20 protein-coding genes and 1 pseudogene are annotated in these 23,520 nt (G+C 62.9%); 17 read left to right on the top strand and 4 right to left on the bottom strand.

The features are described 5' to 3' along the window. Positions 1 to 223 precede the first annotated feature (223 nt). From ACYG9V_RS08475 to ACYG9V_RS08510, 8 genes and pseudogenes are all read left to right on the top strand, one after another. Complete coding sequence (locus ACYG9V_RS08475) at positions 224 to 682, top strand: MerR family transcriptional regulator (RefSeq protein ID WP_023669610.1); 459 nt, start codon at positions 224 to 226, stop codon at positions 680 to 682. 274 nt (positions 683 to 956) lie between these two features. After that, positions 957 to 2,765, top strand: a complete 1,809-nt coding sequence (locus ACYG9V_RS08480) for an acyl-CoA dehydrogenase (protein WP_023688701.1) — start codon at positions 957 to 959, stop codon at positions 2,763 to 2,765. Positions 2,766 to 2,997: 232 nt separating this feature from the next. Further along, a complete protein-coding gene (locus ACYG9V_RS08485; protein ID WP_352763811.1) occupies positions 2,998 to 4,167 on the top strand; it encodes an acyl-CoA dehydrogenase family protein in 1,170 nt (389 codons plus the stop codon). Between the two features lie 31 nt (positions 4,168 to 4,198). Next, the gene (locus ACYG9V_RS08490) at positions 4,199 to 5,407 is read left to right on the top strand and encodes an acetyl-CoA C-acetyltransferase (protein WP_352763809.1); all 1,209 of its coding nucleotides are present in this window, start codon (positions 4,199 to 4,201) and stop codon (positions 5,405 to 5,407) included. Between the two features lie 23 nt (positions 5,408 to 5,430). Continuing rightward, positions 5,431 to 7,650 (top strand): 3-hydroxyacyl-CoA dehydrogenase NAD-binding domain-containing protein, encoded by a 2,220-nt coding sequence (locus ACYG9V_RS08495; RefSeq protein ID WP_352496858.1) that lies wholly within the window; start codon positions 5,431 to 5,433, stop codon positions 7,648 to 7,650. A 41-nt stretch (positions 7,651 to 7,691) separates the two neighbouring features. Then, positions 7,692 to 7,819: pseudogene (locus ACYG9V_RS08500) on the top strand (thioesterase family protein); the annotation flags it as partial. A 309-nt stretch (positions 7,820 to 8,128) separates the two neighbouring features. Further along, positions 8,129 to 8,779 (top strand): S24 family peptidase, encoded by a 651-nt coding sequence (locus ACYG9V_RS08505; protein ID WP_023681959.1) that lies wholly within the window; start codon positions 8,129 to 8,131, stop codon positions 8,777 to 8,779. Between the two features lie 8 nt (positions 8,780 to 8,787). Beyond that, complete coding sequence (locus tag ACYG9V_RS08510; protein ID WP_023688698.1) at positions 8,788 to 9,660, top strand: thermonuclease family protein; 873 nt, start codon at positions 8,788 to 8,790, stop codon at positions 9,658 to 9,660. Here the strand turns inward: ACYG9V_RS08510 and ACYG9V_RS08515 are convergent. Then, entirely contained in the window at positions 9,623 to 11,272 is a 1,650-nt protein-coding gene (locus tag ACYG9V_RS08515; RefSeq protein WP_023732412.1) for a lysine--tRNA ligase, read from the bottom strand. The two genes, ACYG9V_RS08510 and ACYG9V_RS08515, sit on opposite strands and share 38 nt — an antisense overlap. A gap of 156 nt (positions 11,273 to 11,428) precedes the next feature. Between ACYG9V_RS08515 and ACYG9V_RS08520 the strand changes: the two genes are divergently transcribed. After that, positions 11,429 to 11,842: a tellurite resistance TerB family protein gene (locus ACYG9V_RS08520; RefSeq protein WP_023688697.1), complete on the top strand. Its 414-nt coding sequence runs from the start codon at positions 11,429 to 11,431 to the stop codon at positions 11,840 to 11,842. Positions 11,843 to 11,901: 59 nt separating this feature from the next. Here the strand turns inward: ACYG9V_RS08520 and ACYG9V_RS08525 are convergent, their stop codons facing one another. Then, positions 11,902 to 12,717: a transporter substrate-binding domain-containing protein gene (locus ACYG9V_RS08525; RefSeq protein ID WP_050586840.1), complete on the bottom strand. Its 816-nt coding sequence runs from the start codon at positions 12,715 to 12,717 to the stop codon at positions 11,902 to 11,904. 296 nt (positions 12,718 to 13,013) lie between these two features. On the opposite strand from ACYG9V_RS08525, the gene ACYG9V_RS08530 reads away from it, so the two are divergent. Together ACYG9V_RS08530 and ACYG9V_RS08535 are read left to right on the top strand one after the other, a co-directional pair. Further along, entirely contained in the window at positions 13,014 to 13,745 is a 732-nt protein-coding gene (locus ACYG9V_RS08530) for a helix-turn-helix transcriptional regulator (protein ID WP_023669621.1), read from the top strand. Between the two features lie 275 nt (positions 13,746 to 14,020). Beyond that, entirely contained in the window at positions 14,021 to 14,659 is a 639-nt protein-coding gene (locus ACYG9V_RS08535; protein WP_023681954.1) for an acyl-homoserine-lactone synthase, read from the top strand. Positions 14,660 to 14,860: 201 nt separating this feature from the next. Here the strand turns inward: ACYG9V_RS08535 and ppk2 are convergent, their stop codons facing one another. Further along, positions 14,861 to 15,766 carry a polyphosphate kinase 2 gene (ppk2, locus tag ACYG9V_RS08540; RefSeq protein ID WP_023711408.1) on the bottom strand — a complete coding sequence of 302 codons (906 nt, stop codon included), beginning with the start codon at positions 15,764 to 15,766 and terminating at the stop codon, positions 14,861 to 14,863. Positions 15,767 to 15,868: 102 nt separating this feature from the next. Between ppk2 and ACYG9V_RS08545 the strand changes: the two genes are divergently transcribed. The 3 genes from ACYG9V_RS08545 (at position 15,869) to ACYG9V_RS08555 (ending at position 19,073) form a co-directional block, all read left to right on the top strand. Next, positions 15,869 to 17,134 carry an ATP-binding protein gene (locus ACYG9V_RS08545; RefSeq protein WP_023726832.1) on the top strand — a complete coding sequence of 422 codons (1,266 nt, stop codon included), beginning with the start codon at positions 15,869 to 15,871 and terminating at the stop codon, positions 17,132 to 17,134. A 115-nt stretch (positions 17,135 to 17,249) separates the two neighbouring features. Then, positions 17,250 to 17,972 carry a phosphate signaling complex protein PhoU gene (gene phoU / locus ACYG9V_RS08550; RefSeq protein ID WP_023696693.1) on the top strand — a complete coding sequence of 241 codons (723 nt, stop codon included), beginning with the start codon at positions 17,250 to 17,252 and terminating at the stop codon, positions 17,970 to 17,972. Positions 17,973 to 18,065: 93 nt separating this feature from the next. After that, the gene (locus tag ACYG9V_RS08555; RefSeq protein ID WP_023692534.1) at positions 18,066 to 19,073 is read left to right on the top strand and encodes a magnesium and cobalt transport protein CorA; all 1,008 of its coding nucleotides are present in this window, start codon (positions 18,066 to 18,068) and stop codon (positions 19,071 to 19,073) included. 118 nt (positions 19,074 to 19,191) lie between these two features. On the opposite strand, the gene ACYG9V_RS08560 is transcribed toward ACYG9V_RS08555, so the two are convergent. After that, positions 19,192 to 19,710, bottom strand: a complete 519-nt coding sequence (locus tag ACYG9V_RS08560; protein WP_023669627.1) for a GcrA family cell cycle regulator — start codon at positions 19,708 to 19,710, stop codon at positions 19,192 to 19,194. Between the two features lie 358 nt (positions 19,711 to 20,068). Between ACYG9V_RS08560 and ACYG9V_RS08565 the strand changes: the two genes are divergently transcribed. The 3 genes from ACYG9V_RS08565 (at position 20,069) to ACYG9V_RS08575 (ending at position 23,338) form a co-directional block, all read left to right on the top strand. Then, a complete protein-coding gene (locus tag ACYG9V_RS08565) occupies positions 20,069 to 21,268 on the top strand; it encodes an aspartate aminotransferase family protein (protein WP_023745297.1) in 1,200 nt (399 codons plus the stop codon). 18 nt (positions 21,269 to 21,286) lie between these two features. Next, the gene (gene argF, locus ACYG9V_RS08570; RefSeq protein WP_023681949.1) at positions 21,287 to 22,198 is read left to right on the top strand and encodes an ornithine carbamoyltransferase; all 912 of its coding nucleotides are present in this window, start codon (positions 21,287 to 21,289) and stop codon (positions 22,196 to 22,198) included. A 108-nt stretch (positions 22,199 to 22,306) separates the two neighbouring features. Then, the gene (locus tag ACYG9V_RS08575) at positions 22,307 to 23,338 is read left to right on the top strand and encodes an Hsp33 family molecular chaperone (protein ID WP_031195623.1); all 1,032 of its coding nucleotides are present in this window, start codon (positions 22,307 to 22,309) and stop codon (positions 23,336 to 23,338) included. The last annotated feature ends 182 nt before the right edge of the window (positions 23,339 to 23,520 follow it).

Below are 23,520 nucleotides of genomic sequence, written 5' to 3' on the forward strand. Positions count from 1 at the left end.
TCGGACCCGGCGCCGGGGGTGCGGCATAAGGTTTCGCAATCCCAGAACGCCCTTGCGTCATGCGACGGCTATCGTTATAGAATTGACGTAAACGTAAGAGGGGCGCCGTTCGTGCCTTTTGCGATGAATTAGTTGAAACCACGACTGGAAGCATGCCCCCGCTTCCACTCAGGCGTTGCAAGGTCCGAGACCGCGATGCCACGACAGGGGAAAGCCAGTGACTATGAAACTTGTTTCGCCCGGCGAAGCCGCGGCCAACACCAACAATATGTCTGCCGAAGCCAGTGAGGAGCTCGTGCGCATCGGCGAGATGGCCAAGAAATACGGCGTGACGCTGCGCACGCTGCGTTTCTATGAAGACAAGGGCCTGCTCAATCCGAAACGCGATGGGGCAACGCGCCTCTACACGCGCCGCGACAAGGCGCGGCTGAAGCTGATCCTGCTCGGCCGCAAGGTCGGGTTCTCGCTGCGCGACGTCAAGCAGATGATGGATCTCTACGATCCCACGGGATCCAACACCAAGCAATTGCGGCTGGCTCTCGACAAGTCGGAGAAGCAGCTAGCCCGCCTGCAGAAGCAGCGCGCGCTGATCGACGACGCCATCAACGAGCTGAGCGGCTCGATGTCGGCCGTGCGCCAGATGCTGTCCGAGCGTTCGGCCCCGGCCAGCGCCGCCAGCTGATTTTGCTCCGCAGCTCCCGGCGAAAGCTTTGAACTTAAGAGCCGCGCGCCCGCCCGCGCGGCTCTTTTTGTTTGACCCCCCTCGCTTTGCACAAAGCCATGCACCGCTCGTGCCGATAGGCTGGCATAGGTAAATTTTGTCCCGGCGACAAAATTGACGTTTACGCAAACGTCAATTTTTGCTATCCCGCTTTCAACATTGGCCCGCATGCCGCCCCAACCTCATGTTTCGGGGCCCGATCTCGCGGCCAAGACCCGCATGGTGGAGGAAACACATGCCGATCTACAGGGCGCCGGTCCAGGACACGCTGTTCGTGCTCAACGAGGTGCTGGGTTATCAGCGCTACTCTAACCTTCCCGGATTTGCCGACGCGACGCCCGACGTTGTCGAGGCGATCCTCGCCGAAGGCGCCAAGCTTGCCGAAAACGTTATGCATCCTCTGAACCGCGTCGGTGACATCGAAGGCTGCGTGCGCCATGAGGACGGCTCGGTGATTACGCCGAAGGGCTTCAAGGAAGCCTACGACCAGTATCGCGAAGGCGGCTGGATGGGACTGGCGGCGCCCGTCGAGTTCGGCGGCCAGGGGCTGCCCTATGCCGTGCACACCGCGGTTGCCGAATACATGGTTTCGGCCAACATGGCGCTGATGATGTATCCCGGCCTGACTCAAGGCGCTATCGCTGCGATCATCACACACGGCACCGACGAGCAGAAGGCGACATGGCTGCCGAAGCTGGTCGAGGGGTCCTGGACCGGTACCATGAACCTGACCGAGCCGCATTGCGGCACCGATCTCGGCCTGCTGCGCACCAAGGCGGTGCCGAACGGCAACGGCACCTACAAGATCTCAGGCCAGAAGATCTTCATCTCGGCCGGCGAGCACGACATGTCGGAAAACATCGTCCATCTCGTGTTGGCCCGCATCGAAGGCGCGCCGGCAGGCGTGAAGGGCATCTCGCTGTTCATCGTGCCAAAGCTGAAGCTCGATGCCTCGGGCAATCCGGGCGAGAAGAACACGCTCTCCTGCGGGTCGATCGAGGAGAAGATGGGCATACACGGCAATTCGACTTGCGTCATGAATTATGACGAGGCCGAAGGCACGCTGCTCGGTGAGGCCAATGGCGGCCTGAAGGCGATGTTCACGATGATGAACGAAGCCCGCCTCGGCGTCGGCCTGCAGGGCCTGTCGCTGTCCGAGATCGCCTACCAGAACGCGGTCTCCTACGCCAAGGACCGGCTGCAGGGCCGCTCGCTGTCTGGCGCCAAGGCGCCGGACAGACAAGCCGATCCGATCATCGTCCATCCCGACATCCGCCGCTCGCTGATGACCATGAAGGCCTTCAATGAGGCCGGCCGCGCGCTGGCGCTGTGGACGGCGATCAAGTCCGACATCGCCCACCGCTCCGCCGACGACAAGGATCGCCAGGCGGCCGACGACTATACCGGCCTGCTGACGCCGGTGATCAAGGGCGTGCTCACCGACAAGGGTTTTGACCATGCAGTCATGGCGCAGCAGGTGTTCGGGGGCCACGGCTACATCGAAGAGCACGGCATGAGCCAGTTCGTCCGCGATGCCCGCATCGCCATGATCTATGAAGGCGCCAACGGCATCCAGGCGCTCGACCTCGTCGGCCGCAAGCTTGGTCTGAATGGCGGCCGCGCCGTGCAGGCCTTCTTCAAGGACGTCGGCGAGTTCTGCGAGGAGAACCGCGCCGACGAGAAGCTGGCGCCTTTCACCAAGGCGCTGAAGAAGGGCCTCAACGATCTGCAGGCGGCGACCATGTGGCTGGTGCAGAACGGCATGGCCAAGCCCGACAATGCCGGCGCCGCGTCGACCGATTACATGCATCTCTTCGGCCTGGTTGCGCTGGGCTATATGTGGGCGCAGATGGCCAAGGCCGCGCTCGGTAAGACCGGGGCCAATGGGTCCCAATCTGTCCACGAAAATGGGGCTTTTTACGATAACAAGATGGTGACGGCGCGCTTCTTCATGGAGCGGATCATGCCCGAGACATCGGCACATCTCGCCCGCATTTCCAGTGGTGCGGACACGCTAATGGCGCTGCCTGCGGAAGCGTTCTAGAAATGGCTGGCGTCCCCCTCCCCCTTGAGGGGAGGGTGGCCCGAAGGGCCGGGAGGGGTCCTTGCGTGCAGTGCGCCGGCTGGTTGGCGCTTTGGTAGGAGATGAGCGCAATGCCCCAAACCCGCGTCAATTCCGAAGATAAGGTCGAGCACGTCATCGGCGACCCCACCCGACCGCTTCGCGGCCACCCTCCCCTCGAGGGGGAGGGTGACGTTGGCGCGGGAGAAACGGCATGACAAATCCAGCCGAAGTGCTCTCTTTGCCGAAGCCCGCCTGGGCGGCGGACGAGGTCGGCATGCTCTACGACATGGCGCACCGCTTCATGTCGGAAGAGATCGCGCCGCGTTACGACGAGTTCGAGAAGAACGAGATGGTCGACCGCGAGAGCTGGCGCAAGGCGGGTTCCGCCGGCCTGCTCTGCGCCTCTATGCCGGAGGAGTATGGCGGCTCCGGCGGCACCTTCGCGCATGAGAGCGCCATCATCGAGGCGATCGGCCATGTCGGCGTCGACGGTTTCGGCATCGGCCTGCACAATGCGATCGTTGCCCCTTACATCCTTCATTACGGCTCGGAAGAGCAGAAGAAGAAATGGCTGCCGAAACTGGCGACCGGCGAACTGATCGGCGCCATCGCCATGACCGAGCCGGGCGCCGGCTCCGACCTGCAAGGCGTCAAGACGCGGGCCGAGAAGGACGGCAACCAGTACAAGATCAACGGTTCCAAGACCTTCATAACCAACGGCCAGCTGGCCAATTTCATCATCGTCGTCACCAAGACCGATCCGGCCAAAGGCGCCAAGGGCACCTCGCTGATCGTCGTCGAGACCGACGAGGCCGAAGGCTTCGAACGCGGCCGCAACCTCGACAAGATCGGCCTGAAGGCCAACGACACGTCGGAGCTGTTCTTCAATGATATGCGCGTGCCGACCTCGAACCTGCTTGGCCACGAAGAGGGACAGGGCTTCATCCAGCTGATGCAGCAATTGCCGCAGGAGCGCCTGCAGATCGGCACCGGCGCGATCGCCATGATCGAACGCGCCCTGGCGCTGACCATCGACTACGTCAAGGATCGCAAGGCCTTCGGCAAGGCGATCATCGAGTTCCAGAACACCCAGTTCAAGCTCGCCGAACTGAAGACCGAGGCCACCATCGGCCGCGTCTTCTACAATGATTGCGTCACCCGCCACATCAATGGCGGCCTCGATCCGGTGACGGCGTCTATGGCGAAATACTGGCTCTCGGACCTGCAGGGAAAAGTCGTCGACGAATGCCTTCAATTGCATGGCGGCTATGGCTACATGAATGAATATCCGATCGCCCGCATGTTCCGCGACGCCCGCGTCCAGCGCATCTACGGCGGCACCAACGAGATCATGAAATTGCTGATCGGCCGCTCTCTCTGAGAGCGACGTCGGCAAAGCAAGGAGCAAGCAAATGGCCGAAGCTTATGTCTATGACGCCGTGCGCACACCGCGCGGCAAGGGCAAGAAGGATGGCTCGCTGCACGAAGTGCCGGCGGTACGGCTCGCCGCCAGGACGCTTGAGGCGCTGCGCGACCGCAACGGCCTCGACACCGCAAACGTAGACGACATCATCTTCGGCTGCGTGGACCCAGTGGGCGAGGCCGGCTCCGTCATCCCGCGCGCCGCCGCCTTCGAAGCCGGCTACGACAACAAGGCGCCGGGCATGCAGATATCGCGCTTCTGCGCTTCGGGTCTCGACGCCATCAATTTCGGCGCCGCCAAGATCGCTCAAGGCGCCGACGAGATCGTCATTGCAGGCGGCGTGGAATCGATGTCGCGCGTCGGCATGGGCGCCTCGGGCGGCGCCTGGTTCATGGACCCGTCCGTCGGCCTGCCCGGCTGGTTCGTGCCGCAAGGCATATCGGCCGATTTGATCGCCACCAAGTATGGTTTTTCGCGCGACGACGTCGACGCCTATGCGGTCGAGAGCCAGAAGCGCGCCGGCAAGGCCTGGGTCGATGGCCGTTTCAAGAACTCCGTCATACCGATCAAGGACCAGAACGGCCTCACCATCCTCGATCATGACGAGCATATGCGGCCGTCGACCGACATGCAGTCGCTGGCCTCGCTCAACCCGTCCTTCGTCATGCCTGGTGAAATGGGCGGCTTCGACGCGGTCGCCGTGCAGAAGCACCCTGAGGTGGAAGAGGTCAATCACGTCCACCATGCCGGCAATTCGTCGGGCATCGTCGACGGTGCCGCCGCAGTGCTGCTCGGCTCCAAGAAGGCCGGCAAAACGATGGGCTTGAAGCCACGCGCGCGTATCCGCGCCTTTGCCAACATCGGCTCCGAGCCGGTGCTGATGCTTACCGGTCCGGTCGACGTCACCGAGAAGCTTCTGAAGCGCGCCAAGATGAAGCTGTCGGATATCGACCTGTTCGAGCTTAACGAGGCCTTCGCCTCGGTGGTGCTGCGCTACATGCAGGCATTCGAAATCCCGCACGACAAGATCAACGTCAATGGCGGCGCCATCGCCATGGGCCATCCGCTCGGTGCCACCGGCGCGATGATCCTGGGCACGGTGCTGGACGAGCTCGAGCGCCGCGATTTGAACACCGCTCTGGTGACGCTCTGCATCGGCGCCGGCATGGGCACCGCAACGATTATCGAACGCGTCTGATTTTCGGCCGGAAGGAGAGAGACATGACTTACACAAACTTCACGGTCGACACCGACGCAGACGGCATCGCGCTGGTCACCTGGAACATGCCGGACCGCTCGATGAACGTCTTCACCGAAGAGGTAATGAACGAGCTCGACAAGATCATCGACCAGGTGGTGGCCGACGCCGCCATCAAGGGCGCGGTGATCACCTCGGGAAAGGACAGCTTCTCCGGCGGCGCCGACCTGACCATGCTGCAGAAGATGCTGGCCGTATTTGCCAAGGAGAAGACCAAGGACCCGGAGAAGGCGGCACAGCTTCTGTTCGACAATGCCGGCCGCATGGGGGGCCTGTGGCGCAAGCTCGAAACGTCGGGCAAGCCCTGGGTCTCGGCGATCAACGGTACCTGCATGGGCGGCGCGTTCGAGCTGTCGCTGGCCTGTCATGGCCGCGTTGCCGCTGACTCCGAAAAGGTCAAGATGGCCTTGCCGGAAGTCAAGGTCGGCATCTTCCCCGGCGCCGGTGGCACCCAACGCGTGCCGCGCCTGACCGACCAGCAGCAGGCGTTGCAGATGCTGACCACCGGCCAGACGCTGTCGCCGCAGAAAGCCAAGGCGATGGGGCTGATCCACGAGATCGCCGAACCCGGCAAGCTGATCGAGACCGCCAAGGCGATGATCAGGAACGGCCTGAAAGCCGTCCAACCCTGGGACGAGAAGGGCTTCAAGCTGCCCGGCGGCCTGATCTATTCGCCCGCCGGCTTCAATCTGTGGCCGCCGGCCATCGCCATCCTGCGTCGCGAGACCTACGGCAACTATCCGGCCGCCGCGGCCATCCTGAAATGCGTCTATGAGGGCCTGCTGGTGCCGTTCGACACCGGTCTGCGCATCGAACAGCGCTATTTCACCGAAATCATGCAGTCCAAGGAAGCAGCAGCGATGATCCGCTCGCTGTTCGTCTCGCTGCAGGAGCTCAACAAGGGCGCCCGCCGTCCGGCCGGCGTGCCGGAGACCAAGTTCAAGAAGATCGGTATTCTCGGCGCCGGCTTCATGGGCGCCGGCATCGCCTTTGTCACCGCCAAGGCCGGCATCCCGGTCGTCCTGCTCGACCGCGACATGGCGTCGGCCGAAAAGGGCAAGGCGCATTCCGACAGCCTGATCTCCGATCAGGTCAAGAAGGGCCGCGCCAAGCCCGAGGAGAAGGACAGACTTCTGTCGCTGATCACGCCGACGGCCGACTATGCCGATCTCGCCGGCTGCGATCTGGTGGTCGAGGCGGTGTTCGAGGATTCGGCCGTCAAGAAGACTGCCACCGAGCAGGCCGAAGCCGTGCTGAAATCGTCAGCGGTCTTCGCCTCCAACACCTCGACCATCCCGATCACTGCACTGGCCAAGAATTCGGCGCGGCCGAAGAATTTCGTCGGCATCCACTTCTTCTCGCCGGTCGACAAGATGATGCTGGTCGAGATCATCCTGGGCAAGAAGACCGGCGACAAGGCGCTGGCCACCGCGATCGATTTCGTGCGCGCCATCAAGAAGACGCCGATCGTCGTCAACGACACGCGCGGCTTCTACGTCAACCGCTGCGTGCTGCGTTACATGTCGGAAGCCTACAAGATGCTGATCGAAGGCGTTCCGGCGCCGATGATCGAGAACGCCGCCAAGGCCGCCGGCATGCCGGTCGGCCCGCTGGCGCTGACCGACGAGACGGCGATCGACCTTGCCCAGAAGATCATGAAGCAGACCATCAGGGACCTCGGAGACAAGTCTGTCGACCCCAGGCAGATGGCGCTGATCAACACGCTGGTCGACACCCATGGCCGCTTCGGCCGCAAGAACGGCAAGGGTTTTTACGACTATCCGGCCAAGCCTGCCAAGAAGAAGCTGTGGCCGGGCCTGAAGGATCTCTATCCGCAGCTGGAGGCCGAGAAGGTCGACTATGAGGAACTGCAGCAGCGCCTGCTGGTAACCATTGCGCTGGAAGCGGCCCGGGTGATGGAAGAGGGCATCGTCACCGATCCGCGCGAGGCCGATGTCGGCTCGATCCTCGCCTTCGGTTTCGCGCCATTCACCGGCGGCGCGCTGTCCTATATCGACGGCATCGGCATCGGGGAGTTCGTCAGAATAGCCAAGGGCCTGCAGAAGAAATACGGCGCCGAGTTCAAGGCGCCCAAGCTGCTACTCGACCTGGCGGAGAAGGGCGAGACCTTCTACCAGCGCTTCGATCCCTATGCGAAAGGCGAGGTGCAGAAGGCCGCTTGAGCTAGCGCCCCATGTACGTCTGAGGGCGCCTTGCGCGCATGATGGCCACGGCAAGGCGCGCCGTGACCCTTTACGCGGTCGGCAGCGAAAGTCGGCTGGCTTTTCGCTGCCTGCCGACATCGACTTCAACCTCCATCTCAACAACGCCCGCTACATGATGCTCGCCGACCTCGCGCATGACCCCGAAAATCGGAATCGATTTTCGGAAAGGATCATGCGCCAAATCAAATGCTACTGCGTCCTTGGCGCGTCCAATAGGACGCTTGACCGCTCCGTTCAACCGCGGCCGCCGACCGAGGCCGAGCGGGTTTGCATGACCTCCCACCAAGGATTGCGCAGCCTTGCCAAGGCAGTTTGAGGCATCCATGACGACTTCGCCGCACACAGCTTTTTAGGGGATCGGCCGCGCGCCGGTGGACAATCGGATGACCGCGCGTTAGAAGGAAAAGGTATTTTTTCCTGTTTTGAGGAGAGCGAATTGCTCTCGCATGACCGAGTTTGGGCAGCCATCGACGCTCTCGCTGAGCGCTATTCGTTGTCGGCCTCCGGCCTGGCCCGGCGAGCCGGTCTGGACTCCACCGCTTTCAACAAATCGAAGCGGCTGTCCTCGGATGGACGGCCGCGCTGGCCGTCGACCGAATCGCTGGCGAAGATCATCGAGGCGACCGGCGCCTCGCTCGACGAATTCACCGGGCTGGTCGAAGGCCGTGCCAAGGCCGCTTCGGGCTCGGTAGCCGCGCAGCGTTCGGCGGTGCCGCTGCTCGGCTTTGCCCAGGCCGGCGCCGGCGGCTTCTTCGATGATGCCGGCTATCCCTCAGGCCAGGGCTGGGACCTTGTCGAGCTTCCGGCACGGGCGACCGAAACCTCTTATGCGTTGAAGGTGCAGGGCGATTCCATGCTGCCGCTGTACCGCAATGGCGATGTGCTGATCGTCGAGCCGGGCGCCGCTACCCGCAAGGGCGACCGCGTCGTCGTCAAGACCAATGCCGGCGAAGTCATGGCCAAGGTGCTCGACCGCCAGACGACGAAATCGATCGTGCTGATTTCGCTCAACCCCGACCACCCGGACCGCGACATCGCGATGCGCGATGTCGAATGGGTGGCGCGGATCGTCTGGGCAAGCCAGTAGGTCTCGCGGTGCGTCTGCTTCAAATCCTCATAGCCCTCCTGGCGATCCCGGTGATGGTCGCCATTGTCGTCGCCGGCGGTCGCGCGCTGCATCGCGAAAGCACCGCCATCACCGTCGACCAGATCGACCCGGACACCGAGGCCGTGCCCGAGGAGCCGGCGACGTCGGCGATCCCCGAGGTCCGGCCCGTCAAGCCTCCGATGCACTCGCCTCAGGTGCATTCGAGGGCGATCGATCCCGAGGCCATCGCTCCGCCGCCGCTGCCGGTAGAAGAACTTGAACGGGTTGAGCCACGCGCGCCGCTGAGCGACCTGGCGCTGGCCGGGCCGCCCAAGCCGCGTGGGCGCAGAGCGGTCGACGACTGGGGAGGAACAAAACTGTTCCAGCCGGTCGCGGCCGCCGCCGGCCTGATCGAAGCCAATGGTTATTCCGTGACGGTCTCCGGCATCGACATCGTCAGGCAAGACGAGACCTGCACCGAGGGCGGCAAGTCCTGGGCTTGCGGTATCAGGGCGCGCACCGCGTTCCGGTCTTTCCTGCGCGGCCGGGCCGTTGCCTGCAAGGTGCCGCCGGAGGCCGACCGTGCGCTGATCGCCGCCGAATGCCGCATCGGCAAGCTGGATGTCGGCCAGTGGCTGGTCGAAAACGGCTGGGCGCGCGCCACGGCAGCCGGCCCCTATGTCGAAGCGGGCGACAAGGCGCGCGCCGCCAAGAAGGGCGTCTTCGGCGCCGCGACCGATCTTGGCGGCCTGCCACCGGCGCCAACGCCTGTTGTGGCACCGACGGCGTCGCAACCGATCCTCGATGCCCCGGCGATAGACACGCCGCTGGCCGGGACGGAAATTACGCCGCCAGCTGACCAGCCAGCGCCCGCTCAATGAGCGCGCGGGTTTCGGCGATGCCGTAGAGGGCTGCGAACGAACCGAAGCGCGGTCCGCGTTCCTGGCCGATCAGCACCTGGTAGATCATCTGGAAGAAAGCGCCCGAGACACCAGGGCCGCCGTCCGGGCTCTTCTTCGAATGGTCCTGATAGCGTTCGATCTTGCGCGCCACGTTGAGCGAAGCGTTCTGGATCGCTTCGCCGTCGGCGCCGGCCGGCAGGCCAGCAAGCGCGTTGCCAAGCGCTTCCAGCGCGACGCGTTCGACATCGTCGGCCGGCCGGAAGGTCTTCGTCGGCTTCACGAAATCGTCGAAGTAGCGGATGGCGAAACCGACCAGCTGGTCGAGTTCGGGATGCGTCGCCGGCGTCACGCCAGATGCATGGCGCGAGATGAAGCCCCACAGCACATCCTTGTTTTGCGCGTTGGAGGCGCTGACCAGGTTGAGCAGCAGCGAGAACGGCACCGGCATGTCGATGGAAGGCGGCTTGCCGTCATGCATGTGCCAGACCGGATTGCCCAGCCGCTCCTTCCAGTCCTGGCGCGGATAGGCGTTGAGGAAGGTGTAGTACTCGTCGACGGCGCGTGGGATGACGTCGAAATAGAGCTTTTTCGCCTGCCTTGGCCGCTGATACATATAGAGGCCGAGGCTTTCGGTCGGCGCGTAGCGCAGCCATTCGTCGATGGTCAGCCCGTTGCCCTTCGACTTCGAGATCTTCTGGCCGTTCTCGTCCAGGAACAGTTCGTAGACGAAATGCTCGGGCGCGCGCCCGCCGAGAATGTTGCAGATGCGGTCGTAGATCACCGCGTTCGTCTGGTGGTCCTTGCCGAACATTTCGAAATCGACGCCGAGCGCTGCCCAGCGCATGCCGAAATCCGGCTTCCACTGCAGCTTGACCTTCCCGCCGGTCACCGAAAGCGTGGTCTCGGTGCCCTCATCGTCGAAGGTGATGTTGCCGGCCTTGGCGTCGACATGCTTCATCGGCACGTAGAGCACGCGCCCGCTCTTCGGCGAGATCGGCAGGAACGGGCTGTAGGTTGCCTGCCGCTCCGGCCCCAGCGTCGGCAGCATCACCGCCATGATCTGCTCATAGCGCTCGGCGGCGCGCACCAGCATCGCATCGAAGCGGCCGGCCTTGTAGTACTGCGTGGCGCTGGCGAATTCGTAGTCGAAGCCGAACGTGTCGAGGAAGCGGCACAGCATCGCGTTGTTGTGGTCGCCAAAGCTCGGATAGTCGCCGCCGAACGGATTGGGCACCGCCGACAGGGGCATATGCAGATAGGGCTCGAGCGCTGCGCGATCCGGCACATTGTCGGGGATTTTGCGCATGCCGTCCATATCGTCGGAGAAGCAGAGCAGCTTGGTCTTGACCTTGTTCCCGGTCAGCACGTGAAAGGCATGGCGCACCATCGAGGTGCGCGCGACCTCGCCGAACGTGCCGATATGCGGCAGGCCCGACGGGCCGTAGCCGGTCTCGAACAGGACGATCTCCGGGAAGTCGCCGCCCTTGTAGCGCTCGATGATCTTTTTGGCTTCCTCGAACGGCCAGGCCTTGCTTTCGGCGGCTGCCGCAAGCATTTCGGGGTTGAGATCGGCGATGTTTGATCCCGTCATGTCAAAGTTCCAGTCATGGCCGGCTTTCGCGGCTGGTAAGATTTTTCAACCGGGTCTCTAGGCGCGACAGGGCGGAGCGTCAACGATATCAGGCGTTTTCGTTGCGACGGCGCCGTGGCGTCCCTACCTTCGACCCTCACTATCAAGGAGTTTTGAATGCCGTTGCCGTCCACCCATGAAGCCCTGATCTACCTGATGGTCATCACCTCGGCTTCCGATCGCGACATGACCGATATCGAACTGGCGCGCATCGGCGACGTCGTCCGCAGCTGGCCGGTGTTCGAGGATTTCAAGCAGGACAGGCTGATCGCCATTGCGCAGGACTGCCAGAAGATGCTGCATGAAAAGGATGGGTTGGAAGGCGTGCTCGAGCGTGTCGCCGAGACTTTGCCCGAACGGCTGCACGACACCGCCTATGCCGCGGCCTTCGAGGTTGCCGCCGTCGATCTAGAAATGCGCATGGAGGAATTGCGGGTGCTGCAGTTGATCCGGCGTGAGCTCGATCTCGACACGCTGACCGCCGCAGCCATCGCGCGCGGGGCGAAGGCCCGCCTGCGCACGCTGACCTGATCCAGCCCCTAAAGGAAGCTGACCGGGACCGGATCAGAAAAAGCTGACCGGGAACCGGATCAGAAGAAACTGACCGGGAAATAGCGCAGGTAGAATTCGGCGAAGGTGCCTTTCACCGATATCTCCTGCAGCGCGTAGTCCATGGCTGCGGCCAGCGCTGGGTCGCTGGCCCGGGTGGCAATGGTCATGCCGGACCCCAGATATTCCGGCGCCAGGTAGGGTCCACCGGCGAAGCGGCAGCAACCGGCGGCGTCCGTGCCGCCCAGCCAGAAGGAAAAGCGCATGCCGTCGCCGAAGGCGGCATCGATCTTGGCGCTCTTCAAGTCGCTGTAGAGGTCTTCCGGCCGTTGAAAGCGGATGATCTGCACGGTGCCGAAATAATCGCGCAGCATCTTTTCATGCGCCGAGCCGGCCAGCACGCCGACCCGCTTCGAGCGCAATTTGTCGAGGATCGGCTCGGCGAAGGCCTTGGTCTTCGGCATGATGAAGCGCGCCGGAAACTGTAGATAGGAGCGCGAAAAGCTGTACTTCGCCCGCGTCTCCGGCGTTGCGGCGATGCCGGCGATGATCGCCTCGCCTTCGCCCTTCTGCAACGCGTCGTCGAGTTCGGCCCAGGGCAGCGCCTGGATCTGGCATTTGTCGGCGATGTCGAGTTCGGCGCAAATCGCCCGCGCCAGGTCGATGTGGAAGCCGGACAGTCGGCCCGTGCCGTCGAGAAAATTGAAGGGCGGGAAATCGGTTGTGGTGAGGAACCTGAGCCTCGGCAGCGCCGCAAGGTCCGGCTTCGGCAGCCGCTCCTTGGCATCCCAAAGCACCGGCACCTGCGGTTCCGCTGCCCGCACAGCGCCGGCAAACGGCTGCACTCCGATCAGCATCGACAGCAAGGCGATGGTTATCCAGCGTGATGTCACAAAAAACTCCGCCCGTCTTGGCCGTTGGCTTGTGATACGAAAACGGCGCAGGCACAATTGTTTTTGATTTCAAAGGGCAAATTTCGGGTTATGCTTTGGCGAGGTTGCAAATAGCCGCACAGAGTCGGCCCGGGGTTGGCGGTCGCTGGCGTTAGAAAAGCTAAGGATGTGGCTTTGCAATCCGGGGTTGATGGCTAAGTGCGGGGCAGGCACGTAGCATCGGTCTCAAGAGCGGTAGGCAACATGGGGTAGATGTTGCGATGGGTTATTTTGACCGGACACTTGAATATATTGACCGGGTGCAGCGTGCCGACACGTCGGCTGCGGTGTGCGAGCAGCTACTTAGTGTCACCTCGAATTTCGGATTGACGGCCCTGATAGCCGCAACGGTGCCGCAGCCCGGTACACCAAGCAGCCAGACGAAGGACCATGTGCTGCTCTGCGATTGGCCTAGCGAATGGCTGGAGCGTTACTTATCGCGCAACTACGTCGACCACGATCCGGTCGTCAGCCATTTGAAGCAGTTTCGGGCGCCATTCCAATGGCGCGATGCCGTTCAAAGCATGCCCGCCGACAAGAGCAGCGCCGAGGTAATGCGCGACGCCCGCCAGTTCAAGCTGCGTGACGGCCTCGCCTTCCCGCTGATCACGCTCGAAGGCCAGATCGCGCTGGTCTCGCTGGGCGGTGAGGCGGTCGAACTGTCCGAAGCCGAATTCGCAATGGTCTCGCTGGCCTCCACCTATGCCATCGGCCGCGCCATGCAGCTTCAAACGACGGCCGGCAAATCTATCGATCACATTGAATTGACGCCGCGCGAGCGCGAATGCCTGCAATGGGCGGCGGTCGGAAAATCCGAGTGGGAGATTTCGCAGATCCTCGGCATCTCGGAGCATACCTCTGAGAAACACCTTCTCAACGCCAAGAGCAAACTAGGCGCCGCCAACCGTGTGCAGGCAGTCGCCGAAGCAGTCAGGCACGGCTATATCAGCTAGGCCGGTTCTGGCGGCCCGAAATTTATGGCCGCATTGTTGGCGTCATATCTTCAGAAAAGACCGGCCCCTGTCGTCCTCTTGAGACGGCTAATGCTTTCTTAACGCCAAAAGCAGACTCGGCGTCGCCAACAGGGTGCACGCCATCGCGGAGGCGTTTAGACGCAGCTATATTAGCCATGTCGGCTGTGGCAGCCTGGAAATCCTTGCCAACACCTTCGCGCAATTTTTTCGGGAAAGCCCGGCCGTATCTTCCTCTTAAGCCCAGGAGACGGCTAATGCTATTTTCCCTTACCACTCAACAACTGATGGAACGTCCCGACCTATGGGAGGCCGTCCATCGCCTGCGTTACAAGGTCTTCGTCGATGAGATGCGGTGGACCGATCTCGATCGCCCGGACGGCCTCGAAATCGATCAATTCGACCATGATGAGGCCGAACACCACCTTGTCATACGCAATGGCGAGCTTGCAGGCTATCATCGGATGCTGCCGACCACACGGCCGCATCTCCTTAGCGATGTGATGCCGGAACTCTGCGAGGGAAAGCGCCCTTCGGGACCGAATGTCTGGGAGCTAACCCGTTACGCGGTGGCGCCAGGCTTTCGCGATGGCAAGCGCGGCGTGTCTACGGTCGGCACCGAACTGATCGCCGGCTTCGTCGAATGGGGCCTTGCTCGCAATGTCGATCAGGTCATTATCGAGGTCGAGCCGGTGTGGGTGCTGCGGACGCTGCAGTTGCACTTCCTGGCGACGCCGCTCGGGTACCAGCGCACCTATGGCAACCAGCAGGTCGTCGCCACACTGCTGACCTTCAACGAGCATACGCTGGATGTCGTGCGTTCGCGCCGCAACCATCACGCCCCGGTGTTGGCCAGGGGCACCCCCCACATGCTCGGCATGCGGCAGGCGTCGTGAGACTGTCTTCACCCGACGCGCTTTAATGCATGTCGCTCAAAGTGGCCCCGGTTTTGAGAGAACGACATGCATGAAACAAAGACCTAAAGCGCGTCGCGTGAATCCGTTCAAATGCGATGCGCTTTAGACAATGGCCACAGAGCCCACCTCCGTGTGGGGGTGGGCTCTGTAATTTCAGCCTCTGCCTATCGAGGCCAGTCTCTACTTCTCGAGAAACGACGGCCCTTCGCCGACGATCTTTTTGTCTTCCTTGCCGATGGCGTCGAGATCGCGCCCATCATAGGGCAGTGACAACAGGATGCGCCGCATGACGGCCAGCCGCGAGCGTCGCTTGTCATTGGCCCGCACGATGATCCAGGGCGCGAACTGCTTGTGCGTGCGCTCGACCATCTGGTCGCGCGCCTTGGTGTAGTCGTCCCATTTGGTGATGCCGGCAATATCGATCGGCGAGAACTTCCAGTTCTTCAGCGGAGACCAGCGGCGGTCGTGAAACCGTTCGAGCTGGGTTTCGCGGCCGATGTTGAGCCAGAATTTGAAGAAATAGATGCCGTCGTTGGAGATCATCCGCTCGAAATGCGGCGTCTCGTCGAGGAATTTTGCATGCTGTTCCGGTGTGCAGAAGCCCATCACCGGCTCGACGCCGCCGCGGTTGTACCAGGACCGGTCGAAGGTGACGAATTCGCCCGATGTCGGGAAATGGGCGACGTAGCGCTGGTAGTACCATTGCCCGACTTCGGTTGGGGTCGGCTTGGTCAGCGCCACATTGCGCGCGGTTCGAGGATTGAGATACTGGCGCAGCACCGAGATGGTGCCGCCCTTGCCGGCGGCATCGCGCCCCTCGAACAGCGACATCAGTCTGCTGCCGGTCGCCTGCAGCCAGGCCTGCGCCTTGACCAGTTCGATCTGCAGCCGCTCCAGCGTCTCGTCATACTCCTCGGTCTTCATTTTCTTGTCGTAGGGGTAGTCGCCTGCGGTCAGTTTGTGGTCCTCGATCCAGCTGGGAAGCTCGGGGTTTTCGATGTCGAACTCCCGCTCCTTGCCGTCCACCTTGATCTTCAGCGGCCCCTCTGCCGGCTCTGCGGCGGGACTTTCCTTGGCTTTTTTCATCGAGACGAACCTTTCCAGCTTGCGGACTCATGCTATGGGGGGCCTCAAACCCGGTCCAGCGGAAGTTTCGGCGGGACCGGCGCAGAAGCACGGAAAGCACGAATGGCTGACACCGGCGCAGAGCGGACAACCACGGGGCAGGCCGTCGCCGGCCGGCTGTGGAACAGCCGATGGCTGCTTGCCGCCGGTGCGATCGCCATCATGGCCGTTTATGGTTTTGCCGGTATCTCCGCCTATGTCGTCCTGGCTGCGTTGACGGTGCTGCTGGCCGCCGCGCTTCTGCCAACCGGAGGCGCCAGCCGGTCTGCTGAGACCATTGCCACGATCGAGGCGAGCGGGCTGCAGCGGCTTTCCGGCGAATATCTTGCGGCTGCCGTTGCCGATCCGCTGATCATCTTCGACCGCACCGCCACCATCGTCCACGCCAATGCCGCCGCCTTTGCCGCCTTTGTCGGTATCGCGCCCGGCCTGTCGCTGTCGCTAAAATTCCGCGCGCCGGAAATGCAGGCCTTGCTCGACGGCGTGCTGTCGGGAACCGTCGCCTCCGATGCCGTCGACTACACCGAGAAGCTGCCGGTTGAACGGGCCTACCGGGTCAGCGCGTCCTCGGTCGGCCACGCCACCGATCTCTATGTGCTGGTATTCAAGGACCAGAGTGAGACGCGCCGCATCGACCGCATGCGCGCTGACTTCATAGCCAATGCCAGCCACGAGTTGCGCACCCCGCTTGCTTCAATCTCGGGCTTCATCGAGACGTTGCGCGGCCCGGCCCGCAACGATCCGGCGGCGCGCGAGCAGTTCCTGCAGATCATGCAGAACCAGACCGGCCGCATGGCGCGCCTCATCGACGATCTCCTGTCGCTGTCGAGGCTTGAAATGAAGCCTTACCTGAGGCCGGGAACCGAGGTCGATCTGCGCCAGACCATCGACAGCGTCATCGATTCACTAGGCCCGCTCGCCAGCGAGAACGGCGTCGTCATCGAACGCGACTACGCCGAGGGGCCGCTCGACGTGCCCGGAGACCGCGACGAGCTGTTCCAGGTGTTCGAGAATCTCTTGGAAAACGCCTGCAAATACGGCCAGCCTGGCGGACGCGTCACGGTGTCGATCGCGCGGGGCGAGGCCGGCCCGGAACCGGGCATCGATGTAACCATCAGGGACTACGGCCCGGGCATCCCGGAAGAGCACATACCGCGCATTACCGAGCGCTTCTATCGCGTCGACGTGGAGAGCAGCCGCACGCAGAAAGGCACCGGTCTTGGCCTGTCCATCGTCAAGCATATTCTGACGCGCCACAACGCCCGGCTTTCGATCAAGTCGGAGGTTGGCAAGGGCGCGGCGTTCACGGTCCATTTGCCGGCAGGCTGAGGCGGTACTATCTGCTAACTGCCTGTTTCTTCTTTCTGTCATCCGGCTAGCGTATCAGCACAGGGGTCGAGGAAACGACTCAAAAGGCCAAAGATTTAAGGAAGGCATTTCGCCCATGCAGTCCGTACACATTGTCAGCGCCTATGACGAAGAGCTGAAATACCTGGCGAAGCGCATCGCTGCGATGGGCGGCCATGCCGAGCGCATGGTCGAGCAGGCGATCCAGGCGCTGGTCAATGCCGATCCCGGCCTCGCCCAGAAGGTCATTCGTGACGACATCGTGCTTGACGATGGCCAGCGCGAAATCGACGACAAAGCCATCGTCATCATCGCCAAGCGCCAGCCCATGGCGACGGATCTGCGCGAGATCGTCGGCGCCATCCGCATTTCGGCCGACCTCGAACGGGTCGGTGACCTCGCCAAGAACGTCGCCAAGCGTGTGGTCAGCGTCATTGACGGCCGCCAGCCGACCAGCCTGTTTCGCGGCCTCGAGGCGCTTGCCGAACTCGCTTTGACCCAGCTCAAGGAAGTGCTCGACGTCTATGCCTCGCGCTCGGTCGAGAAAATAGGCTTCGTTCGCGACCGCGACGACCAGATCGACGCCATGTACACCTCGCTGTTTCGCGAGCTTTTGACCTACATGATGGAAGATCCGCGCAACATCACGCCGTGCACGCATCTGCTGTTTTGCGCCAAGAACATCGAGCGCATCGGCGACCACGCCACCAACATTGCCGAGACGATCTACTACATCGTCACCGGCGAGCAGTTGCCGGCCGAGCGTCCCAAGGGCGACAAGACCGACAAGGTTGCCCTGCCGGTGCTGCCGGTGAAGTGATCGCGCCCCTCGAACGCTTAATCATATTGCGCTAAACTGCCCGGATGTTAGCGTCTCGGTTCCTGGCCAAGGCCAGGCGCTCAGGAGGCTGCGATGGAATATGTCCGAGAGTTCAAGCCGGCGCCGGCATCGTCCGGCATCATCGCGTCGAGCGTCTACACCGCCGGCAAGCGCATCGCCGACATACCGATCGAGGAAGCCGGCGAATGGGCCAAGAAGTCGGGCCATGTCGTCTGGATCGGGCTGCTCGAACCCGACCGCGAGCTTCTGCTGCGCGTCAAGGCGCAATTTCATCTGCACGAACTGGCGATCGAAGACGCCGAACATCCGCACCAGCGGCCGAAGATCGAGCAATATGGCGATGCACTGTTCATCGTTGCCCGCACTGCACAGCTGATCGACGGACGCGTCACCTTCGGCGAGACGCATCTGTTCGTCGGCTCAGGCTATATCGTCAGCGTCAGGCATGGTCCCTCGACCTCATACGCCGCCGTGCGCCAGCACTGGGAAAGCTGTCCGCACTCACTGGCCAAGGGCGAGGATTTCGTCCTCTACGCCATCCTCGACTTCATCGTCGACAACTACATGCCGGTGCTAGAGCAGATCGAGGACGAGGTCGAGGCGATCGAGGACAGGGTGCTGCTGAAGCCGATGACCGGTCCCGACATCGAGCGGCTCTATATGCTGCGCCGCGATCTGTTGCGCCTGCGCAATGCGGCGCTGCCGCTGGTCGAGGTCTGCCGCCGGCTGACCAGCGCCGAACTGCCGCAGATCCATACCGCAATGCATCCGCTGTTTCGCGATGTCACCGACCATATCCGGACCGTGCAGGAAAAGATCGACAGCCTGCGCGAGGTTCTGGCGTTCGCTTTCGAAGCCAGCCTGCTGGTCGGCCAGAGCCAGGAAACCGCGAACACCAAGAAGCTGGCCTCATGGGCGGCGATCCTGGCGGTGCCGACGGCGCTCGCCGGCATTTACGGCATGAATTTCGACGACATGCCGGAACTGAAGATGCAATACGGCTATCCCGTCGTATTGGTCTCGATCGCGCTGATCTGCTCGTTTTTGTATTGGCGATTTCGGAAGAGTGGGTGGCTGTGATGGTAGGCAGTAGGCAGTAGGCAGTAGGCAGTAGGCAGTAGGCAGTAGGCAGAATAAGGTAGCGCCTCACGAGCGCTACCCCATTCCCTACTGCCCAGTCCCCAATCCCTATTCCTAACTACCGGCTCCTGCGCCGCTCTGAAGCCGGCTGGAACGCCACCCTTGCGTGGTACTTGCAGTAAGGTCCGGTTTCAGCCGCCTCGTTGCCGCAGAAGTTGAAGTCTTCCGATAGCGGATCGCCATTCGGCCATTTGCAGGTGCGCTCGGTGAGATCGGTGAGCTGCAGATGCCGCGAGATCGGCACGACGACGTTTTCGACCGGGCGGATGTAGTGGCGCGCCACCGGCTCGGCGTCGAACTGCGCCTGCAGTGCGTTCGCCCCGATCGAAGTCGTGACATGGCGCTGCGTGGTTGCGGCGCGAGGCACCGATTTCTGGATCGAAGATCCCTGCGTTGTCTTCTTCTGACGCGCCGGCGTCGCGGTCGAGCGTCCGCGGCCCGACAGCTTCAGCCGGTGCACCTTGCCGATGACCGCGTTGCGGCTGACCCCGCCGAGTTGTGCGGCGATCTGGCTTGCGCTCAAGCCCTCCGACCACAGTTTCCTGAGAAGTTCGACCCGCTCGTCAGTCCAGTTCATGAGACCGCGCTCCTGCTATGTGTGCGGCAGCCGGAATCCGTTCCCGACCCGGCAATCTTTGCCGGGGCAGACACCACATATATTAGGTGATTAGGTCCGCCGCACGAAATCTAGTTATTTCCCGACTACAATTACCTCATGTGTTGACTCGGTGACAAGAGTCCCAGGTGCAACACGAATCGGTTTTTTAGGTTTTCCCCAACTTGCCCGGTCGCTTATGAGCCGGCGTCTCGTCGGGAGCTGGCCACGCGCCTCTGCACGACGTTTTCGTTGACTTCATGGCCGAAAAACACGATAAGCCGCAAAGGCCGCCGCTTTGGCGGCTTTTTTGATTTTTCCGGTACCGGAGACGCATATAATGAGCGGTTCGGCGCTTTACGAGACCTTTGCCCGCGCCCCTTTGGCCTTCGATCATGGCGAAGGCACCTGGCTGGTTACCGACAAGGGCGAGCGATATCTCGATTTCGCTGGCGGCATCGCGGTCAATTCGTTGGGCCACAGCCATCCGCATCTGGTCTCGGCGCTGACCGAACAGGCGGCCAAGCTCTGGCACGTCTCCAATCTCTACGAGATCCCGGGGCAGGCCCGGCTCGGCGAGCGGCTGGCTGACGCCACCTTCGCCGACAAGGTGTTCTTCACCAATTCCGGCGCCGAGGCGCTCGAATGCGCGATCAAGACGGCGCGGCGCTACCAGTTCGTCAAGGGCCATCCCGAGCGCTTCCGGGTCATTACCTTCGAAGGCGCCTTCCACGGCCGCACGCTGGCGACCATCGCCGCCGGCGGCCAGTACAAATATCTCGAAGGCTTCGGCCCCAAGGTCGAAGGCTTCGACCAGGTCGGCTTCGACGACATCGACGCCGCCGAGAAGGCGATCACACCAGAGACCGCCGCGATCCTGATCGAACCGGTACAGGGCGAGGGCGGCATCCGCCCGGTGCCGACGCAATCCTTGAAGCGGCTGCGGCAGCTCTGCGACCAGCATGGCCTGCTGCTGATCTTCGATGAGGTCCAGTGCGGTATCGGTCGCACCGGAAAGCTGTTCGCGCATGAATGGACCGGCGTGACGCCCGACATCATGGCGATTGCCAAGGGCATTGGCGGCGGCTTCCCGATGGGCGCGTGCCTCGCCACCGACGACGCTGTCGTCGGCATGACGGCAGGCGTGCATGGCACCACTTTCGGCGGCAATCCGCTGGCCATGGCGGTCGGCAACGCTGTGCTCGACGTCGTGCTGGAAGACGGCTTCCTCGAAGACGTCCAGCGCAAGGCATTGCTGATGAAGCAGGGCCTGGCGGCGGTCGCCGACGAATTTCCTGATGTCATCGAAGGCATCAGGGGCAGCGGCCTGATGCTTGGCCTGAAATGCGCCATGCCCAACACCAAGGTCAACATGGCGCTGCGCGACCAGCATCTGCTGGCGGTGCCGGCAGGCGACAACGTCATTCGTCTGCTGCCGCCGCTGACCGTCACCGACGCCGAGATCGGCGAAGCGCTCGATCGCATCCGCGCCGGCGCCAAGGGCCTGACCGACGCCATCGCCGCGGCCGCCTCGAAGTAATCCCGAGAGCCATTCCCGATGAGCCTTCGCCATTTCACCGATCTTTCCGCCGTTTCCGAAGGCGATCTGCGCCTGATGCTGGACGATGCGGTGGTGCGCAAGGCGCGCCTCAAGGCCGGCGAACGGACCAAACCGCTCGAAGGCAAGGTGCTGGCCATGATCTTCGACAAGCCGTCGACGCGCACGCGCGTGTCCTTCGACGTCGGCATGCGACAGCTCGGCGGCGAGACCATCATGCTGACCGGGACCGAAATGCAGCTCGGCCGCTCCGAGACCATTGCCGACACCGCCAAGGTGCTGTCGCGCTATGTCGACGCCATCATGATCCGCACCACGTCGCATGAGCGGCTGCTCGAGCTGACCGAGAATGCCACGATTCCGGTCATCAACGGGCTGACCGACGACACCCATCCCTGTCAGCTGATGGCCGACATCATGACCTTCGAGGAGCATCGCGGTCCGGTTGCCGGCAAGACCATCGCCTGGACCGGCGACGGCAACAACGTGCTGCATTCGCTGCTCGAGGCCTCGGCGCGGTTCCGCTTCAACCTGAACGTCGCAGTGCCGGAAGGCAGCGAGCCGGCGCAGAAGCACATCGACTGGTCGAAGACCAATGGCGGCAAGCTGCACTTCACCCGCTCGCCCGAAGAGGCCGTCGACCAGGCCGACTGCATCGTCACCGACTGCTGGGTGTCGATGGGCCAGGAACACCGCGCCCGCGGCCATAATGTCTTCTCGCCCTATCAGGTCAATGCGGCGCTGATGGCCAGGGCCAAGCCCGACGCCCTGTTCATGCACTGCCTGCCGGCGCATCGTGGCGAGGAAGTGACCGACGAGGTCATCGACGGTCCGCATTCGGTGGTCTTCGACGAAGCCGAGAACCGGCTCCACGCCCAGAAGGCGGTTTTGGCCTGGTGTCTGGGCGCTTGATCTCCAGGCGCTTGATCTCCAAGCGCTTGATCCGGGGCGGCGCGATGCCTATTTGCGCCCCATCACGCAAATCAAGCGCGTTTGGACGCATGCACCCCTCCGGGCCGCATGGCCGCGCCCTGGAGCTTTGTCATGTTGGAAACGCATCAAGTGACTGAACATCACCCCAAACTCGGCGAGTTCGGCTATGCCGGCGACGATCATGTCGTACCCTTCGAGGTCGGCCCGCTCGACGTGCGCGGCCGCACCGTGCAACTCGGGCCGATGCTCGACGCCATCCTCAACCGTCACGACTATCCCGAGCCGGTCGCCCGCCTGCTCGCGGAAGCCTGTGTGCTGACGGTGCTGCTCGGCACCTCGCTCAAATTCGAAGGCAAGTTCATCTTGCAGACCCGCACCGACGGCCCGGTCGACATGCTGGTCGCGGATTTCTCCACGCCTTCGGCATTGCGCGCCTATGCGCGTTTCGACGCCGACCGGCTGGAGGCCCTGGTGGCCGCAGGCCAGACCTCGCAGCAGACGCTGCTGGGCAGCGGCGTTTTGGCGCTGACCATCGACCAGGGCGCGCACACGCAGCGCTATCAGGGCATCGTCCAGCTCGACGGCGAGACGCTGGAGGACGCCGCGCGCACCTATTTCCGCCAGTCGGAGCAGATCCCGACCGACCTCAGGCTGTCGGTGGCCAAGCTTCTGACGCCAGGTCCCGGCGGCGCTCGTGAGCAGTGGCGCGCCGGCGGCATCCTGGCGCAGTTCCTGCCGCAGTCACCCGAGCGCATGCGCGTGCCCGACATTTCGGGCGGCGACGGCGATCCGCGTGACGTGACGCAGGAGCCGGCCGACAATTCGTGGCGCGAGCTGGTGGCGCTGCTCGGCACCATCGAGCCGACCGAGCTGATCGACCCGACCATCGGCGCCGAGCGGCTGCTCTACAGGCTGTTCCACGAACATGGCGTGCGCGTCTTCGGCGGCGTGCCGGTCGCCGACCAATGTTCCTGCTCAAGGGACAAGATACGCGGCATCCTCGAGGGGTTTTCCGCGCAGGAGATCAAGGACAGCACCGAAGATGGCGGCATCCACGTCGCCTGCGAGTTCTGCTCGAAGCAGTACGACTTCGACCCGGCGGAGTTTGCAACTCAGTAGCATCTCTTCCTTCTCCCCGTTCACGGGGAGAAGGTGCCCGAAGGGCGGATGAGGGGCAGCGCGAACTTTGGTGAATGGCCGCGCATAGCCTACGTCATGTGCGTGGAAGATAACCTCATGAGTCCGGCGGCGCCCCTCGTTGCACTGCCGGGCATTCCTCCCCGTATAGAGATGGGGAGAAA

It is taken from the genome of Mesorhizobium sp. W016, from assembly GCF_054719485.1.